We start from the raw sequence: 18,418 nt of genomic DNA on the forward strand, positions 1-18,418 counted from the left end.
GTCGCCCCCTCGTTGATTCGGCCTTAGTCCTCGCACCTGGCCACCTGGGTGATTTGACCGCCGTCGGTCCACTTCCTGCCTCCGCGACACGATGTAGCAGGACCAGGTCTCAGAGCCCTCCAAATGTGTCTTGGATCAGCCTTAGCAACTTGGCAGCACCATCTCGGTCGAGTTGAATCGACTGCGAAACTTTGTTGGGTATCTGCCGTTCATCAGAACCATATGTATCAAGTTGAAGAAAAGTCTGGCCGTCGACATTGAACGCACGCCAACCGCACAAGACTGGCTTGTGCACGCCGTTCCTGTCTGAGCCAACGTGCTGAAATTCGCTGATAAAAGCCATTGAGCCTCCCGCGATTGTGCGTCCATCGAGAATATCGGTCAGTTATTCGGAGATCATCCAGCACAGGCAAGTCCATGAGTTGGAGACGGTCCAAGGAGATGATGGACGTGCCCGCGGTGGCGGCGTGGCTGGCCTCCGGCCTGGCCGCCGCGACGTCCCAGCTGCACTTCGTCCGCACAGGCTCGAGTGGCCTGATCACCGGTCACCCGTTCGACCAGATCGTGCACGATCTGCAACTGTGCCGGGCATCGCTCGTTCACCGTCACCCGCTCATCGAGCATCTCGACACGGGCCTGACGGGAACGACTGTGGTGAGCGGTGGCAGGTACCGTGCAACACCCGGCTATTCCATGACCACAGCATGTTCACCTCGAAGCCCGTCGGCATGCGCTTGCCCGGTGCACTCGGAATCCCAATCGTGTCGCCGCTGCACACCCCTGTTATGTCCAGCGGGTCAAGGCGCCTTTCGTCCGGTAGGCGACGGGTAGCGCAATTTTAAGTGGGCCGCGTTGAACCCAGAGCCCCCGCGCTGCGTAGCGCGTGCGGCCGACCGCTCGGGCACTACGTACTTGGGGACACGCGCTGAGAAGGCGCGATTTCGCACGCCAACCGCCCGCTGAGTCGACTGTTGTTTATATCTTCACGCAATAGCGACACGTTTGAAATGATCCCCCCACGGGTTACATCGACGCCCAAGTGAACGAGTCGTCACGAGTAGGACGCAAGGGGAGGCACATGGATATCTTCCGTGTCCACCAAGAGCTGATCGATGACTACAAGTCCTTCACGACCAGCGCGGTCGTACCGCGAGACCCACGAATCGAGCAATACGTCGCCGACGAGCTTGCCGAGGGAAAGCAGTGGCCAGAGCCTTGGCTATCCCTGAATCCGACCTTCGCCCCCGGTGGCTCGATAGACGAGCTGGTCGCGCAGGATCTTCTGCACCCGGAGTGCGCCAAAATCTTCCGGCCCAAGCAAAACATCGTCGACCCCGGCACACGCCCCATCACGCTTCACCGCCACCAGCGAGAGGCGATCGAAGCGGCGCGTTCCGGCAAGAGCTATGTGCTGACAACCGGCACCGGCTCCGGTAAGTCGCTGGCCTACATCATCCCGATCGTCGACCGGGTGCTGCGCCAGCAGCCGCGCGAGCACGGGGCAAAAGCCATCATCGTGTACCCGATGAACGCACTGGCCAATAGCCAGGTCGGCGAGCTAGAGAAGTTCCTGACGTTCGGCTACGGCGAGGGCAACGAGCCGGTGATGTTCGCCCGTTACACCGGCCAAGAGCAAGGTGAACGTCGTGAGGAGATCCTCCGCAACCCGCCCGACATCTTGCTGACTAACTACGTGATGCTCGAGCTGATGCTCACCCGCCCGGAGGAACGTCGGAAGCTCGTCGACGCGGCGAAGGGGCTGCAGTTCCTCGTCCTCGATGAACTCCACACCTACCGCGGCCGGCAGGGCGCCGACGTTGCGATGCTCGTCCGACGCGTGCGAGACGCGTGCCAGTCACCCGAAATGCAGTGCGTCGGTACCTCCGCAACCATGGCTAGCGCCGGCACTGAGGTAGACCAACGTCGAGTGGTCGCCGAAGTCGCGACTGGACTGTTCGGCACCGAGGTCACACCGGACCGAGTGATCGGCGAGACCCTCGATCACGCGACGGCCGGAGACCCAGGCGACGTCACTGAGTTGACCGGAGAACTTCACGCCGGCGGAGCTACCGGCGATTATGACGAACTGGCGGCTTCCTCGCTGGCATCGTGGATCGAGACGACATTTGGGCTTGCGATCGAGCAAGACTCGGGGCGGGTGATACGGCAACGGCCCGCGCGAGTGCGCGAATCTGCGGCGCGTCTGGCCGATCTCACGGGTCGCACCGTTGACGAGTGCGCGCAAGCAATCCGCACCACATTGCTGGCCGGCTCAGCCGCTCGGAATCCGGTCACCGGCCGGCCATTGTTCGCCTTCCGGCTGCACCAGTTCCTCTCCAAGGGAGACACGGTGTACGTGTCGATCGAGGACGAAGCCAGACGCCACATCACCTCGCAGTACCAGGTGGCCGTGCCGGACCGACCCGACCACGTACTCATGCCCTTGGCGTTCTGCCGCGAGTGCGGTCAGGAGTACCTCGTCGTGTCGCGGACCACCGAGGGCGCCGAGGTGATTTACCGCCCGCGCCGAGACCGCGATGCCAGCGGCGGCGACCAGGCCAACGGATACCTCTATATATCTACGAGCCAGCCGTGGCCCGCCGATCCGTTGGCGGAAGGCCGCCTACCGGACTCCTGGCTATCCGACGGCCAGGTGGTCGAACGGCGGCGCCCCTATCTGCCGCGCCGGGTAAGAGTCGACATCGGCGGCAGCGAGGTCACCTCAGGCGGTATCGACGCCGCCTTCGTCCCAGCCCCTTTCCGATTCTGCCTGCGCTGCAAGGTGTCCTACGAGCAATCGCGGGGCAACGACTTCGCCAAGCTCGCGACGTTGGACGCAGAAGGCAGAAGCTCCGCGGTCTCGGTGCTGAGCACATCGATCGTGCGCTCGCTCAACGCGATTCCCCCCGACGAACTCAGTCCCGAGTCACGCAAGCTATTGACGTTCGTCGACAACCGGCAAGACGCCAGCCTGCAGGCCGGGCACTTCAACGACTTCGTCCAGATGGCTCAACTTCGCGGCGCCGTGTATCGGGCCCTGCAGTCAGGAAGCCTTCACCACGAAGATGTCGCACAGCGCGTCGTCGAAAGCTTGGGTCTGCGATTCGAGGACTACGCCGCGAACCCCGAGGCAGTGTACGGGGCACGGTCATCGGCCGAGCGGGCCTTCAAGGAGTTCATCGAATACCGCTTGTACTCCGACCTCCAGCGCGGCTGGCGAGTCACCATGCCGAACCTGGAACAGACCGGCCTTCTCGTAGTCGGATACGAATCGCTGCGAGAAATTGCCGCTGACCCTGCGCTCTGGGAACGGACCTACGAACCGCTGCGCGACGCCACCGCGGTCCAGCGAGAAGAATTGTGCCGCATAGTTCTCGACGAGTTCCGCCGCGACCTTGCCGTCGCCATCGAATGCCTCACCGACGACGGATTCGATCGAGTCAAGCGACAGTCCGATCAGCACTTGCAAGGCTTGTGGTCGATCCCTCCGCACGAGCCGCGGCCGCGGCCAGCCGTGGTTTCCACCGAGCTCGGCAAGCCGGGCGCGCCGCGCGTTATCGCCCGCTTGACAGGCCGCACGGCACTCGGTCGGTACATTCGCGAAGCCAGTGGGCTGGCGTTGCACGGCGCCCAGATGGACACCGCCGATGCGCAGAAAGTGATCGAAGACCTACTTCGGGTTTTGGACCGCGCCGGTTTGCTGACAACCGTTGACGTCGAAGGTCTCACCGGTCCCAACTACCGCCTGAAGGCCTCGGCGGTGATCTGGAAGCCCGGTGACGGTCGAGTCGGGGCACCCGACCCGCTCCGCAAGGGTTTCGACCCCGACCAAGGCACCCGCGTCAATCCCTTCTTCCTGGATCTCTACCGCAAGACCGCTCCGGAACTGGTCGGCATGTACGCCCGCGAGCACACAGCCCAAGTGGCCGCCTCCGATCGTGAGGAACGCGAAAAAGCCTTCCGTAAAGGCGAATTGAAGGTCCTGTACTGCTCGCCCACCATGGAACTCGGTGTTGACATCGCAAGTCTCAACGCTGTAGGGCTGCGCAATGTCCCACCCACACCGGCCAACTACGCCCAACGCAGTGGACGCGCCGGCCGGTCCGGCCAGCCTGCCCTGGTCACCACCTACTGCGCCACCGGCAACTCGCACGACCAGTACTACTTCCGGCGCTCGGTCGACATGGTCGCCGGATCGGTCGCCCCGCCGCGCCTGGATCTGACCAATGAAGCTCTGCTGGCGTCGCATCTGCAGGCGCTGTGGCTGGCCGAAACGGGCGCCGACCTCTATTCGCGGATGCCGCAGCTCCTGGAACTCGACGCACCCGGCATGCCGCTGACCTCCAACTTGGACAAAGCACTACACAACCCCGACGCGATACGGCGAGCCACTGAGCGGGCAACCGTCCTGATCGCACCCCTTATCGATGACCTCCAACGCACTTCCTGGTGGCACCAAAACTGGCCCACCACCGTGATTGCTGCCGCGCCAGAGGAGTTCAACCACGCCTGCAACCGCTGGCGCGAGCTCTATCAAGCGGCCCTGGAAGATCAGGCTGAGCAAAACCGCATCGTCCTCAACAGCGCGGTGAACAAACGCGCCCGAGACGCAGCAGAGGGCCGACGGCGTGAAGCCGAAGGCCAACTTCGGTTACTCCGCAACGAAGACACCGACCGCACCCATTCCGATTTCTACACCTATCGCTACTTCGCCAGTGAGGGCTTCCTACCGGGATACAGCTTTCCGAGGCTGCCGCTGGCGGCCTATATTCCGGGCGTCCGGGCGGCGGTCGGCAACCGCGCCGGCGGCGACTACCTGCAGCGTCCGCGATTCCTAGCCATCAGCGAGTTCGGTCCCGGCGCGATCATTTACCACGAAGGCGCGCGCTACGAAGTCAAGCGCATCCAGGTGCCGATGAGCGCAGGCGGTATCGGCACGGTAGACACACAGGACGCATACCGCTGCGAGTCGTGCGGCTATCACCACGTACGCCGCCCCGGTCTGGACGTGTGTGAGAACTGCGGGGCGCCGCTCGGCGCGCCCCAGTACGGGCTGATGCGCATGCAGACCGTGTTCGCCCGCCGCCGGGAACGCATTTCCAGCGATGAAGAAGAGCGCCGCAGAGCCGGATTCGAGCTGCACACGTCCTACCGATTCAGCCAGCACGGGCCGCGACTGGGGCGGTCCGACGCCACCGTCCAAGACGAGACGGGTGAGCTGCTCACCCTGAGCTACGGCGACACAGCGACCGTGCGAGTTACCAATGTGGGCCGACGGCGCCGCAAACACCCTGCAGACCTTGGTTATTGGCTCGACACTGTCAAAGGAAATTGGCTATCGGAAAAAGATGCCGAAGACACCACACCCCAGGACGATGCCCTCGACGACGCCGCCGATGTGCCCACCAAGCAAAAGGTTATTCCCTACGTCGAGGACACTCGCAACGTCTTGGTCTTGCGACTCGGCCAACCGGTAGCGCCCGAGGTTTCCACTAGCCTGCGCTACGCCCTGGAACGTGGCGTCGAAGCCCAGTTCCAGCTGGAGGACTCCGAACTATCCAGCGAAGCTCTCCCCGACAACGAACAGCGCGGCCGCATGCTCTTTACCGAATCCGCCGAAGGCGGCGCTGGTGTACTGCGGCGGCTACATGGCGAGCCGGACGCCATCGCCAACGTCGCGAGGGCCGCATTGGAAATCGTGCACTTCAGCCCCGACGGCGTGGACCTGGGCAAGAACGAAGAGGCTCGAGAACGTTGTGAAAAAGCTTGCTACGACTGCCTGCTCGCCTATTCCAATCAAGCCGACCACGCGGCCATCGACCGGCATCTGATCCGAGATCTCTTGCTGCGGCTCGCCGCGTCGAACACGACGCCCGCGATCGAAACGCAACACCGAGATGACAATGCGCAGGACATGCGAGCGAGATGTGAGTCTGAACTGCAGCGTGCCTTCATCGATCTCCTCGTACAGCACGAGTTCGCCCTGCCCGACGAAGTGAGGGAACCCGTCGGTGCGGAAGGTATCCGGCCGGACTTCGCATTCCATGCCGACGATTCAGCACTGGCGGTATTTGTCGAAGAGGCATCCCCGCCGGATGCCGAGGAGGTCGAGGAGATGTTCAACGACGCGGGCTGGACGGTGCTGCGGCTTCATCCCGGCGACGACTGGTTGACGCGGGTACGCGAGCACTCATACGTATTCGGCGACGGAAGGGTTTAGGCACAGTGGGATTCGCCCCTGGAAACCTCGTCACGGCACGCGGTCGCGAATGGGTGGTGCTACCGGAGAGCACAGACGACTTTCTCGTGCTACGACCCATTGGCGGCATCGACGATGACATCGCCGGCGTACTCGCCAGCGAAGGTGTCAGCCCGGCGTCGTTTCCCCCGCCGCAGCCGGAGGATCTCGGCGATCACCTGAGTGCCTCGTTGTTGCGCAGCGCCCTGCGGATCGGATTTCGTTCCACCGCCGGACCGTTCCGAAGCCTGGCCTCCATCGCCGTCGAGCCTCGCGCCTACCAGATGGTGCCGCTCATGATGGCGCTGCGGCAGGACGTCGTTCGACTGCTGATTGCCGACGACGTGGGCATCGGCAAGACTATCGAGGCCGCTCTGGTGGCCACCGAGCTGCTCAAGGTCGGTGACGCCCGCGGGCTAACTGTGTTGTGCAGTCCTGCGCTGGCCGAGCAGTGGCAGGGTGAACTCAGAGAGAAGTTCGGTCTCGAAGCTGAACTGGTCCTGCCGAGCACGGTTCGCCGCCTCGAACGCGGACTTATCGGCGCCGAGTCGATTTTCGAGCGGTACCCAATCACCGTGGTTTCCACCGACTTCATCAAGAGTGCGCGGCGTCGCCACGAGTTCCTGCGCACCTGCCCGGATCTGGTGATCGTCGATGAGGTGCACACCTGCGTCGCGGACTCCACGACCAGCGGTTCGGGCCGGACTCAACGCTACGAATTGATCCGGGACCTTGCGGCTGACCCCTCCCGCCACCTCATCCTGGCCACCGCCACTCCCCACAGCGGTAAGGACGAGGCGTTCCGCAACCTGCTTGGGCTGCTAAAGCCTGAGTTGGCCGCCGTTGACTTGGAGAAGAAGGCCGATCGGGAACACTTGGCTAAGCACTTCGTCCAGCGCCGCCGCGCGGACATCCGCCGTTATCTCGATGAGGACACCCCGTTCCCGAAGGACCGCCTCTCCGCGGAAGTGCCCTACTCGCTGAGCCCCGAGTACCACGCGCTGTTCGCCAAAGTCCTTGACTACGCCCGCGAAACCGTCCGCACCGATGAAGGCGGACTGGCCCGGCGGGTCAACTGGTGGTCGGCGCTGGCCCTGCTGCGGGCGCTGGCGTCGTCGCCCCGTGCGGCCGCTCAAACTTTGCAGACCCGCGCGGCGACGGTGGCTGCCGACTCACCGGAAGAAGCGGACGCCATTGGCCGGGCAATCGTGCTCGACCAGGCCGACGACGAGGCGCTTGAGGCGATCGACACCACGCCCGGCGCTGACACCGAATCCAAGCCCGCCAATGCCAAATCGCGTCGGCTGCAGGCGTTCCGGGCCGAAGCATTGAAGCTCGAAGGCAAACCCGATCGCAAGATCACCGCGTTGGTCAAGAGCGTCAAGGAACTGCTCGGGGACGGGTTCAACCCGATCGTCTTCTGCCGATTCATCGACACCGCCGACTACGTGGCCGAGCAACTCGGCGCATCGCTGGGCAAGAACGTCACGATCCGTGCCGTGACCGGCACCCTGCCCCCCGCGGAACGGGTCGCGCGCATCGAGGAGCTGACGGCGGAGCCAGGCCAGCACGTCCTGGTTGCCACCGACTGCCTTTCGGAGGGGGTCAATCTGCAGGAGAACTTCCAGGCGGTGGTCCATTACGACCTGGCCTGGAATCCCACCCGCCACGAACAGCGCGAGGGCCGTGTGGATCGTTTCGGCCAACGCGCCGACACGGTGCGCGCGGTGACCCTCTACGGGCGCGACAACCAGATCGACGGAATCGTACTCGACGTCCTGCTACGCAAACACGATGCGATCCGCAAGGCCACCGGCGTTGCGGTGCCCGTTCCCGACAACAGCGAGGCCGTCGTGGAGGCACTGATGGAGGGCCTGCTGTTGCGCGGGCGAGATGCGGAGCAGTTGAGTCTTGAACTGGACCTGGAGCAGAAACGCGACACCCTTCATCACCTATGGGAGTCGGCGGCGGCCCGCGAACGCAATGCCCAGACCAAGTACGCCCAGCAAGGCATCAAGCCGGAGGACGTCGCCACCGAGCTGAAAGAAACCCGAGCAACGCTCGGCACCAACACCGATGTCGCGGAGTTCGTCGATCACGCGCTTCGGGCCCTGCGCTCCACCGTGACCCAGGCGGACTCGGGGTTCAACGCCACACTGGGGTCCCTGCCGCTGGGACTACGTGACGCACTACCGCCCAGCCGAAAAGACCCGATGCATTTCGCCGCTGAGCTGCCCGTCGCCCGGGGCGACGCGGTGCTCACCCGCACTGACGCCTCGGTAGAGGCTGTCGCCAACTATGTCCTTGAATCCGCTCTGGACGCGCAGCTTCCCGACGACCAGCGCCCGGCGCGGCGCTGCGCGGTCATCCGCGCCAAAACTGTGTCGACCCGCACCACTCTGCTCGTCGTCCGCTACCGATTCCATCTGCAGCTCCCGTCCCGCTCGGGCACCCGTGAGCTGGTCGCTGAGGATGTCGCAACACTCGCTTTTGAAGGGTCACCCGGCAAGCCGCGCTGGCTAACGCCGGAGTCAGTGATACCGCTACTGCACGCGCAACCGTCGGGTAACGTGCCCGGCCCACAAGCGACTCAGTTCATAAGCCGAGCCATCGATGGTCTGCCCGACATCGCACAGCATCTTGCTGACCATGGTGAAGACCTCGCCGCCAAGCTGCTTGAATCACACCGCCGGGTGCGTCAGGCGGCAGCGGAAGTGGTGCGCGGTTTGAAAGTCACAGTCGAACCTGGCGCCGACGTCCTCGGGGTCTTTGTCTACGTGCCCCCGGCCGGAGGTGAGAAGTGAGCGCCGACACCGGCTCTACGACCTTCGTCGGCGTCCGCGTCGTCGGCGGCCTACTCCCCTCGGACCTACTGGCCAAACTCGTCGCCGGACAAGTCCCGGATGGGCTGTCCTCCAGAGATTTTCACCTCGCCGCCGGGGAAACCGTGCGCGACGCCGCCAACCGGGTATGGGCGTATCTGCGCGGCGCTTGGACCACCTACCGGCAGGCCCTGGCCACGTTGCCCGAAGACGACGCTGCAACTGCGTTGACACGCGAGCGGTTCGCCCTCGTGCTGCTCGATCAACTCGGCTACGGCCGCGTCCATCCCACCCGAAAAGGTGGCCTGCGAGTGGGAGATCGTAACTTCCCTGTCTCGCATCTGTGGGAACCCGTCCCGATCCATCTGCTCGGCCGTGTTGCGTTGGACACCCGGACGAAGGGCGTGGCCGGGGCGGCCGGCGCCTCGCCGCAGTCGATGCTGCAGGAACTGCTCAACCGCTCCGATCACCACCTTTGGGCGATCCTTGCGAATGCGACCACACTACGGCTGGCCCGCGACTCAACCTCGCTGGTGGGCTCTGCTTACGTTGAGTTCGACCTCGAGGCGATTTTCGATGGGGACCTCTTCGCAGATTTTCTACTGCTCTACTCGTTGTGCCACGTCTCCCGTCTCGAGCCACGCGATCCCGAAATAGGACCCGCCTCTTGCTGGCTGGAACACTGGCGTCAGGACGCCATCGAAACCGGCTCCCGTGCGCTGAACCTCCTGCGCGACGGCGTGATTCAAGCACTGCATACCCTGGGCTCGGGGTTCCTCACTCACCCCGACAACGCAAGGCTGCGCCAGGACCTTGCCGACGGTGCTATCACCGTCGAGGAGATCAACCACGCTCTGCTGCGGGTCGCCTATCGGCTAATGTTCACCTTCGTCGCCGAGGACCGCAATGCGCTGCTCGACCCCGACGCTGACCCTCAGGTCCGACGCCGTTACCTGGACTACTTCTCCACCGAGCGTTTGCGCCGTACTTCCCGGCGCCGACGTGGCGGGCGCTACGGCGATCGCTGGGAGGCGCTCAAGGTCATCTGGCGTGGACTCGGTAGTGTGAACGGCCTGCCCGAACTGGGTTTGCCCGGAATCGGTGGCCTCTTCGACAACGGTGCGCTGGACTTTCTGATGGACTGCTCGTTGAGCAATCAGGCCCTGCAGTCCGCGGTGCACTCACTATCGCTTGTGCGCGAACCGCGTTCACAGGCCCTGCGGATCGTCGACTATCGCAACCTAGGCGCAGAAGAACTCGGTAGCATCTACGAGTCGCTCCTCGAGTTGATGCCGAGCTGGGACCCGGCGACCAAAATCTACTCGTTGGTCGTCGCATCGGGAAACCAGCGTAAGGACACCGGCTCCTACTACACGCCGACCTCGCTGGTGGAGTCTTTACTCGACACCGCGCTCGACCCGATCCTCGATGAGGCCGAGAAATCGGACGAACCCGAGCAGGCTCTGCTTCGGGTGACTGTGTGCGATCCAGCGTGCGGCAGTGGACATTTCCTGGTGGGAGCCGCCCGCCGGATCGCCAAACGGGTGGCCGCTCTGCGGACCGGTGACCCGGAACCGGCACCTGAGGCGGTGCGCTCCGCGATGCGGGACGTTGTCGGCCGGTGCGTCTACGGCGTAGATGTCAACCCGTTAGCCGCCGAGCTTGCCAAGGTGTCACTCTGGCTAGAAGCCCTCGACCCTGGCTGGCCCCTAACCTTCCTGGACGCCCAGATCAGAGTCGGCAATGCCCTCGTCGGCACCACCCCGAGGCTGCTCTTCGAGGGCCTGCCCGATGAGGCGTTCAAGCCGATTGAGGGTGACGACAAGAAGGTTGCCGCCACCCTGGCCAAACAGAACAAAGCTGAGCGCAGTGCCCAAGGCAGCCTTTTCGACGTCGACATGGTCGCCGCGAACATCGCGCTCGCCAAGCAGGTTGAGAAGTTAGTCGCCACGCCAACGCTGTCACTCGCCGACGTGCACGTGCAAGCGCAGCGACTGCGTGCTTACACCGACTCAGTCGCCTACCGTCAGCAGCGATTGGCAGCCGACGCCTGGTGCGCCGGATTCGTATGGCCGAAAAGTCTCGGCGCAGCACCGGCCATTACGCAGCGCACCATCGTCGGACTGATCGAGGGAGATGCAAAGCTCACCGAAAAGCAGCAGGCCGAAGTAGAGCGTCTTACCGCCGAGTATCGGTTCTTTCACTGGCATTTGGAATTTCCACATGTCTTTCCTACGGAGTCGACGGATGACGACACCGTCAATGAAGCGACCGGCTGGTACGGCGGCTTCTCGGTGGTGATCGGCAACCCGCCGTGGGATCGGGTGAAACTCCAGGAACAGGAATTCTTCGCCTCCCGGGATCCGGAGATCGCGAAGGCACCGAACGCCGCCGCGAGGAAACGCCTCATCGCGGCTTTGCCTTCAACCCACCCCAGCCTCCACAACGCTTTCGTGGCGGAAAAAAGAAGCGCCGAGGGCGTGTCGCACTTCATGCGCAACTCCGGTCGATACCCACTTACCGGACGTGGCGACATCAACACCTATGCGGTGTTCGCCGAAACCGACCGCGAACTCCTGGGCGGAGACGGGCGCCTCGGGGTGATACTGCCGACCAGCATGGCCACCGATGCCACCACGCAATACTTTTTCAAAGACCTCGTTGTCAACGGGTCCATAGCCAGCCTGTACGACTTCGAGAACGCAAAGCCTCTCTTCCCAGGCGTGCATAGGAGTTACAAGTTCTGTCTGCTCACCCTCGCCGGTCGCGATATCCATGAGCCGGCAGTAGATTTCACCTTCTTCGCGCACGATCCCATCGACCTGGAGCGCCCGAACGCGCGGTTCGCTCTTACGCCCAGGGAAATCACGCTGCTTAACCCCAACACTGGCACCTGTCCGATGTTTCGAGCCAGGCGCGACGCCGAGATCGCCTTGGAAATCTACGAGCGAATGCCGGTACTCGTCCGTGATGACGATCCCAATGGAAATCGCTGGGGCGTCCGATTCATGACGATGTTCCATATGACAAATGATTCTCGTCTATTTCGCACACGCGAGGAATTGCAAGGCCGAGGATGGGACTTGAGGTCGAATATTTTCGTGCGTGGCAAAGAACGCATGCTTCCACTCTACGAGGGCCGATTGTTCCAGCAATTCAATTTTCGGTGGGCCACGACCGAGGCTGATGGTTCCATCCGTGAACTAACCGAAAGAGAACGGGAAGATCCGACATTTACGCCATTACCTCGCTATTGGGTTCCCGAGAAGCAAGTAAGGGAGAAGCTTGGTTCTTGGTCCGACTCGGATTGGCTTCTCGGCTGGAGGGTAATCACGAATAACACGAACGAACGGACTATGATTAGCTGCGTATTCCCCACGACTGGAACCAGTAATATGGTCGGAATCGCGTTACTTCCTGAGGGCAAGGAGGTTTTATCTGCGGTATGGAATTCACTAATTTTCGACTACTTGGTACGGCAGAAGATTGGGAACCCTGCGGCCTTGAACTTCTTTGTCCTCAAACAGCTTCCTGTGCCGCCGTTGAAGCTCATCGAAGCTAGATTTCCCTTCTTGCCTGACGCATCGCGAGCCCTCGTCGATGGACTTTGGAACATTTCGAAGCGTGCAAAACTCATACATGAAATCAACGCTGCTTTTTTCCACATTTATGGTGTGAACAGGGAGGATGTCAGTTATATTATTGACTCATTCACCCTGGTAGATCGTCGTGAACGTTCAGCTTTCGGTGAATTCCGCACCAAGCGCCTGATTCTCGAGATCTACGACGCGATGGCTGAGGCCGAGCAAACAGGTAAGCCGTATAAGTCGCCGATTGATGACAGCCAACCCACAAAGGATAGCGGAGCACGATGACGTCGACAGAAGCTGGGACCTGGGGCCGGCCAGAGGCGGCGGCGATTGAGAAGATTGGTCGTCGACTGATCGATGTTGGTCTGGGACAGAGCGATTCGCTTCTAACGCCGGGGCAGCCCATCTGGACCGCAGACCATCTGGAAGAACTCAAGCGAGACTATTCGGACCGACCGGATACTGGCTCGGGAGGGTTCTTTGAGAAGTTGGACCACCAGCTCGCGACGACGTCATCCGGCGCGATTCAGCTGTTTGCCGAACTGCTGATTGTCAATATCTTACCGATCATCAATCTCAGCGGGGCGTTGAAGCTCAAGCAGGTTCAGACGATCCTCGAACGGTGCGACCCGCCGGTGGCAATCCCAGATGACGTCAAGCAGGCGCTCCTTGGCGGCGGGGTGTACCACGGCGGTCAGGCGTTCGGAAACTATAAGTGGAAGCAACTTGTCTACCTGATCGAAGTTGCCCATTACTTCAAACAGCTCCCCGAGCAGCGCCGTGTCGATGCCCTCGCCGACCCTTTGATCTTCAGAGATGAAGTCGACACGGTGGCCACCGGCCAGGCCGCACAGCGACAATCACTGCTCTACCTGGCGTTTCCGGACTTCTTCTTGCCTATTGTCAGCGTTGAACATCGTCGTTTGATGCGGGATGCGTTTGCGCCGGAGTATCTCGGCCGGCAGATCGACGATGTCGACAGCGACCTCCACGACATCTACGAAGCTATCCGGGAAAAGCACGGCGTAGTCGATCTGTACGCGTCCCCTTGGCTTGAGATGTGGCAGAAGCCCAAGTCGCGGCAACCTAGGCCCACCGATGAGGTTCAACATGCCTGGCGCGTGCACGGATCGAACGTCAAAGGCCAGGACATGGTGCCGATTTGGCGCAACAAGGGCACGGTGTCCCTGGCGGCCAGTCTGTTGCGACCCATCCAGCCCGGTATCAGCCGCGATGAACTCAAGGTCTTTGTCGAAGAGGACTACACGTCATCGGGTTACGCGCAACGCCTGGAAAAGCTCGACGAGTTCTACGCCTTCCTGGCCCGCATGCATCCCGGCGACCTAGTGGTAACCGTCAGCCAGGGCAACGTGTATTTCGGCATCATCACCGGTGAGCCAGAATCGGTCAAGAGCAGCGACGGGCGTTCTAACATGCGCCGGACGACGAAGTGGTACGGCAGATCCTTGCCGTTGTCGAAACTTCCCGACGAGGTGGTCGCGCGGTTGAGCGCGCAGGGCGAAGTATTGGATCTCAGCCAGCACCTACCTACGCTTCTCGCGCTGGCCGAACACCGCCAGCCTCCGGAAGGTATTGGCGCTGTTCATCTGCCGGATGCCACTCCTCAGTTGGCGCAGCGGCTGCACGTCCCGGTTGAGTGGTTGCAAGAATGCGTCGAGCTCCTACGTGACCGGCCCCAGCTGATCTTCTATGGCCCCCCGGGGACGGGGAAGACCTACATCGCCCAGGAACTCGCCCGCCACCTTACTGCCGAAGCCAATGTCAAGATCGTCCAGTTCCACCCCGCTTACACCTACGAGGACTTCTTCGAGGGATACCGGCCCAAGGAACACGGCGCCGGCCAGGTTGGCTTCACACTCACTCCGGGACCGCTGCGCTCGCTTGTCGACAAGGCCAAAGACAACCCCGAAGCCGTCTACGTTCTGATCATCGACGAGATCAATCGCGGCAACCTCGCCAAGGTTTTCGGTGAGCTCTATTTCCTGCTGGAGTACCGAGACAGCGCGATCGACTTGTTGTATTCCGCCGACAACACTGAGCCGTTCTCGCTCCCGAAGAACATCCTCATCATCGGCACGATGAACACCGCCGACAGGTCGATCGCCCTTGTAGACGCCGCGATGCGACGGCGCTTCGCGTTCCTACCGCTGCATCCCTCGGAGAGCCCGACCAACGGGATCCTCCGCAAGTGGCTTGAAGCAACTAAGCGCCCCAACGACGTCGCGGACCTGCTCGACGAGCTCAACTCACGGATCGAAGATCCCGACTTCAAGATCGGACCGTCGTATTTCATGCGATCAGCCGTGCACGCGGCGGGTGGCAAAGGGCTGGAAAGGGTTTGGCGCACTGCGATCCTGCCGCTCCTCGAAGAGCACCACTACGGAGACGGCACCGATGTCCGATCCCGCTACGGGCTCGACGTCATCCGCAAGGCCTTGCAAAACAAAGCTGCTGCCGGCGAGGCTCCCCAGGACACTGATGGCCCGGCTGCATCCACACTCGAAGCAACCGATCATGGCAGCACAGCCACTGTTATTGACTGAAGGGGAGAGCCCTCAGACCCTCGCGCTCACCGACACGGAATATCTAGCACTCCAACAACTCGCCCTGGTGAACGTCACTCCTACGCTCACGCATGGGCTGTTCGACGTGGCGGCTAGCCGCAAGGTCGGGGCGGTGGTCGTCGGGCAGCGCCAAGTCGTCGTGCGTCCGAAGATTACCGACTTGAACCGCCTGCTGTTCCTGCTCGGCTACGCCCAGGATGCCAGCATTTGGCGCGATGACCTGGTCCAGTTATCCGGCGACGAGGACTTGCTGCCTGCCCTTGCGGAAGCTTTCGGCCGGATCGCCTTGCGCGCGGTGGAGCAGGGTCTGCTGCAGGGATACCGCACCGTGACTGACCGGTTACCGGTGCTCCGCGGCCGACTGCTGGCTGGCGAGCAGATGACCCGCCTCTATGGACTGCCTGTCCCCGTGGCCGTTGAATACGACGACTTCACCATCGACATTGCCGAGAACCGACTGCTGCTTCTCGCCGTGAATCGGCTCATCGCCGTTCCCAGACTTGGCGAGGCGGCGCGGCGCCGGCTACAGCGGCTGCGGCGAATACTCGCCGACGTCACTGTCATACCGCGCGGCGCGGAATTGCCGAAATGGCACCGCAGCCGGCTCAACGCCCGGTACCATCCTGCTCTGGCCTTAGCCCAAATCGTATTGGCGGCAGAGTCTTTTGAGCACCGCGTGGGCGACTTGACGGTCACCGGCTACATGTTCGACATGTGGCGCGTCTTCGAGGACTTCGTGACGACCGCTCTTCGGGAGTCGCTTCACTCCCTGGGCGGCGGGCACAGCGTCTGCCAGAAGTCGCTGAGCCTCGACGAGCGGGACAGGGTGGTGATGCGGCCCGATCTGATGTGGTTGCGGGATGGGAAAGTGCGGGCCGTGGTCGACGCCAAGTACAAGGCGGAGCGGCCCGAGGGCTTCCCCAACGCTGATCTTTATCAGATGCTGGCGTACTGCACCGTGCTCGGCCTTACCGAGGGGCACCTGGTCTACGCCAAAGGCAATGAGCCGATAGACCTGCACACCGCTCGTGGCAGCGGCGTAGTGATCCACTGCCATGCCCTCGACTTGACCGTTACGACGCCTGAGTTGCTGCAGCAGGTCGAGCAGCTCGCGGCAACGGTGGCGCATGCAAGGCCGCACTGAGCGTGGGAAGCTGATGGCTTCCAAGAAGGTGGATGTTGCCGTCCATGACGGAGACCGTCTTGTGGCCCGACTCACCGCCCGTCCGGTGAGGCTCATGCCCCATGGGTACGCCGGCGTCGTCTACAACGGGGCCGTGTATCACTTCTACGAAAGGCACACTGGGACGCCAGCTTTCACCTGACGGGGGGCAATCTGTTGTCGTCGACGATACTTGGTTTGTCGTTGTCGTGCCAAAATTCGCGCGAGCCGTCACGCACCAACACTCGGTTGTTGCGGAGCGTGATGTGCGAGTCGCCACGCAACAGGCTCGCGGCCAGGTGTTGAATGTCGGGCCATGCCTCGCTCAGTTCGGCTTCCCAGCCAGGTAGGGGCAATGTGACTGGCGGCAAGTTTTTGGGCGGCGGCCGTTTGCGTATTTTCGCGTTCTCCGCAAGCTGTGCCCAATAGCTAACGTCGTTGCCGAAACGTTCCTCGTAGTGCCGCCAATCGTAGAAGCTCTGGGTTCGGAAGATTACCTGTATTCGTTCCGTCGTGCAGTCGTCCTCCCAGCGCGCTTGTGCCCATGGCCCGGCCCAGATCATGAAGGCCTTGTCGGCGGGTTGATCGTCGGTGACGGTTTCCTGCAAATGTCTCTTGCCCTTCTTTCGGGGTGTCAGGTCGATGGACCAGACATATCCGCCACGCGACACCGACGCCACAGCGTGCCCGGACTCATGGAACGCGGCGCGGAGTCGTCGCCATTCACCAACTTTCACTAAGCCAGATTAATCCCCGCTGGTCCAGAACCAGTCGAGTGCAACGCAAGCGAGCCAGCTGTTAAGACTGTCGCGCGAGGAACGCTTACTGTTACCCCCCCCCCCGGCACCCCGAGCACTCCGTCGACTCAGCGGCGCACCTGGTTGCTCCGCGCATTTGGGCTTCGTGCGGGATGTATGGAGGTGCGCGGCCATGGCCCCCATCGAGTGTAAGAAGGGCTGGGCAGACGATCTCAATGGTCAGATCCTCGGGCAGTTGCAGGCGGCGTGCGATGCACTTCATCGCCTCTACGCAGGGCATCCCGTGGAGCGGGTGAAGGATGGGCTGCGGCGTGACTTCAAGCGGCGCGGTCGACCGATCACTGATCCTCAACTGACGCAGTTCGCAGAGGCAATCAGTGCAGGGGCTCAAGATCAACGACGGTCGCGCGGCCTAACCGGATAGACAGAAGTGCCCGTGGTTTTCGGCTGCGCGCGCATCTGTCACCGTGCTCGCGAGACCTTTTGATCTCCCGCTGTGTCTACTGCGGGCATTGCGCGTGGGGGCTTGCCGTTGCGGCAATCGTCGCAGTCGGGGGTATCAGACACCCTGGCGATGTAGTGGCGATTGCAATTCCGACACCGGATGCGGGCTCGGTCCTCGCGCCAGATTCGATCCACTTCACTTCGCGGGGGATTCTCCATCGCGAGCAGACGATCCGGGACCTCTTCCCACGATGCGTAATTCATACGCGCTAACGTTACCGGTGCCGCGTCAAACGAGGGACAGCGGCGGCTCAGTTGCCTGGGTGCTAACACACCCCAGTAGGACTGGCCCACTCCTCGGCTGGCTCCGCCCCGAAAGTGACTGTGCCGTCGCAATCCACTAGCGCACGGTGCAGCCCGTTCGGGCACAGATGCTTGCGCGCGAACTCAGACAATTCGCCGAAGCTGAAGTCGACGCGCTGCGTGGCGCGCAGTGCGGCTAGCCGTTTGACGCTGCCGTCGTAGATGAGGACGTCGTTGCTGTCGCACAACACCCCGCCCGCCAGGGCGGCGCTCTCCTCGCGTTCCAGTGGCCAAAAGTCGAGGTCGGCGGACGGCTCACTGGTGGACGCAGCGGCGCGTGCCGTCAAGTCCGTTGCGTGAAGTGTTGCGGGGCGTTCTGCCAACGGGTCCGTGCTCTGCGGACGCGTCGGGAGCCCCTTGGCCGCGCCTAGCCGAAGGCTGACGCGGGCGACCAGGTCCACGCCAGCCTTCTCGCACAGGCGGATCTCGGCGGCCAGCGCCACCTCGCTGCGCCAA

The 18,418-nt window shown here is 62.6% G+C and carries 8 protein-coding genes; 6 read left to right on the forward strand and 2 right to left on the reverse strand.

What is annotated here, in order from left to right; translation table 11 throughout:
- Window positions 1-1,078: 1,078 nt before the first annotated feature.
- The 5 genes from A5673_RS00580 to A5673_RS00600 are packed head-to-tail and all read left to right on the forward strand — an operon-like array spanning window position 1,079 to window position 16,379.
- Window positions 1,079-6,220, forward strand: a complete 5,142-nt coding sequence (locus A5673_RS00580; RefSeq protein WP_068226547.1) for a DEAD/DEAH box helicase — start codon at window positions 1,079-1,081, stop codon at window positions 6,218-6,220.
- Between the two features lie 5 nt (window positions 6,221-6,225).
- Window positions 6,226-9,042 carry a helicase-related protein gene (locus tag A5673_RS00585; protein WP_068226548.1) on the forward strand — a complete coding sequence of 939 codons (2,817 nt, stop codon included), beginning with the start codon at window positions 6,226-6,228 and terminating at the stop codon, window positions 9,040-9,042.
- Window positions 9,039-12,935 (forward strand): N-6 DNA methylase, encoded by a 3,897-nt coding sequence (locus tag A5673_RS00590; RefSeq protein WP_068226549.1) that lies wholly within the window; start codon window positions 9,039-9,041, stop codon window positions 12,933-12,935. Before A5673_RS00585 ends, A5673_RS00590 begins: the two co-directional genes overlap by 4 nt.
- Complete coding sequence (locus A5673_RS00595; protein ID WP_068226550.1) at window positions 12,932-15,214, forward strand: McrB family protein; 2,283 nt, start codon at window positions 12,932-12,934, stop codon at window positions 15,212-15,214. The genes A5673_RS00590 and A5673_RS00595 overlap by 4 nt, the downstream gene beginning before the upstream one ends.
- Window positions 15,186-16,379: an McrC family protein gene (locus A5673_RS00600; RefSeq protein ID WP_068226551.1), complete on the forward strand. Its 1,194-nt coding sequence runs from the start codon at window positions 15,186-15,188 to the stop codon at window positions 16,377-16,379. The genes A5673_RS00595 and A5673_RS00600 overlap by 29 nt, the downstream gene beginning before the upstream one ends.
- A gap of 173 nt (window positions 16,380-16,552) precedes the next feature.
- Here the strand turns inward: A5673_RS00600 and A5673_RS00605 are convergent, their stop codons facing one another.
- Complete coding sequence (locus tag A5673_RS00605; RefSeq protein ID WP_156747738.1) at window positions 16,553-17,134, reverse strand: hypothetical protein; 582 nt, start codon at window positions 17,132-17,134, stop codon at window positions 16,553-16,555.
- A gap of 193 nt (window positions 17,135-17,327) precedes the next feature.
- Between A5673_RS00605 and A5673_RS28865 the strand changes: the two genes are divergently transcribed.
- Window positions 17,328-17,579, forward strand: coding sequence for a hypothetical protein (locus A5673_RS28865; RefSeq protein ID WP_156747739.1), 252 nt, complete (start codon window positions 17,328-17,330; stop codon window positions 17,577-17,579).
- 346 nt (window positions 17,580-17,925) lie between these two features.
- Here A5673_RS28865 and A5673_RS00610 read toward each other — a convergent pair whose 3' ends face one another.
- Complete coding sequence (locus A5673_RS00610) at window positions 17,926-18,405, reverse strand: hypothetical protein (protein WP_068226553.1); 480 nt, start codon at window positions 18,403-18,405, stop codon at window positions 17,926-17,928.
- Window positions 18,406-18,418: the final 13 nt, after the last annotated feature.

The organism is Mycobacterium sp. E3198 (genome assembly GCF_001667015.1).
Taxonomy (GTDB): Bacteria; Actinomycetota; Actinomycetes; order Mycobacteriales; family Mycobacteriaceae; genus Mycobacterium.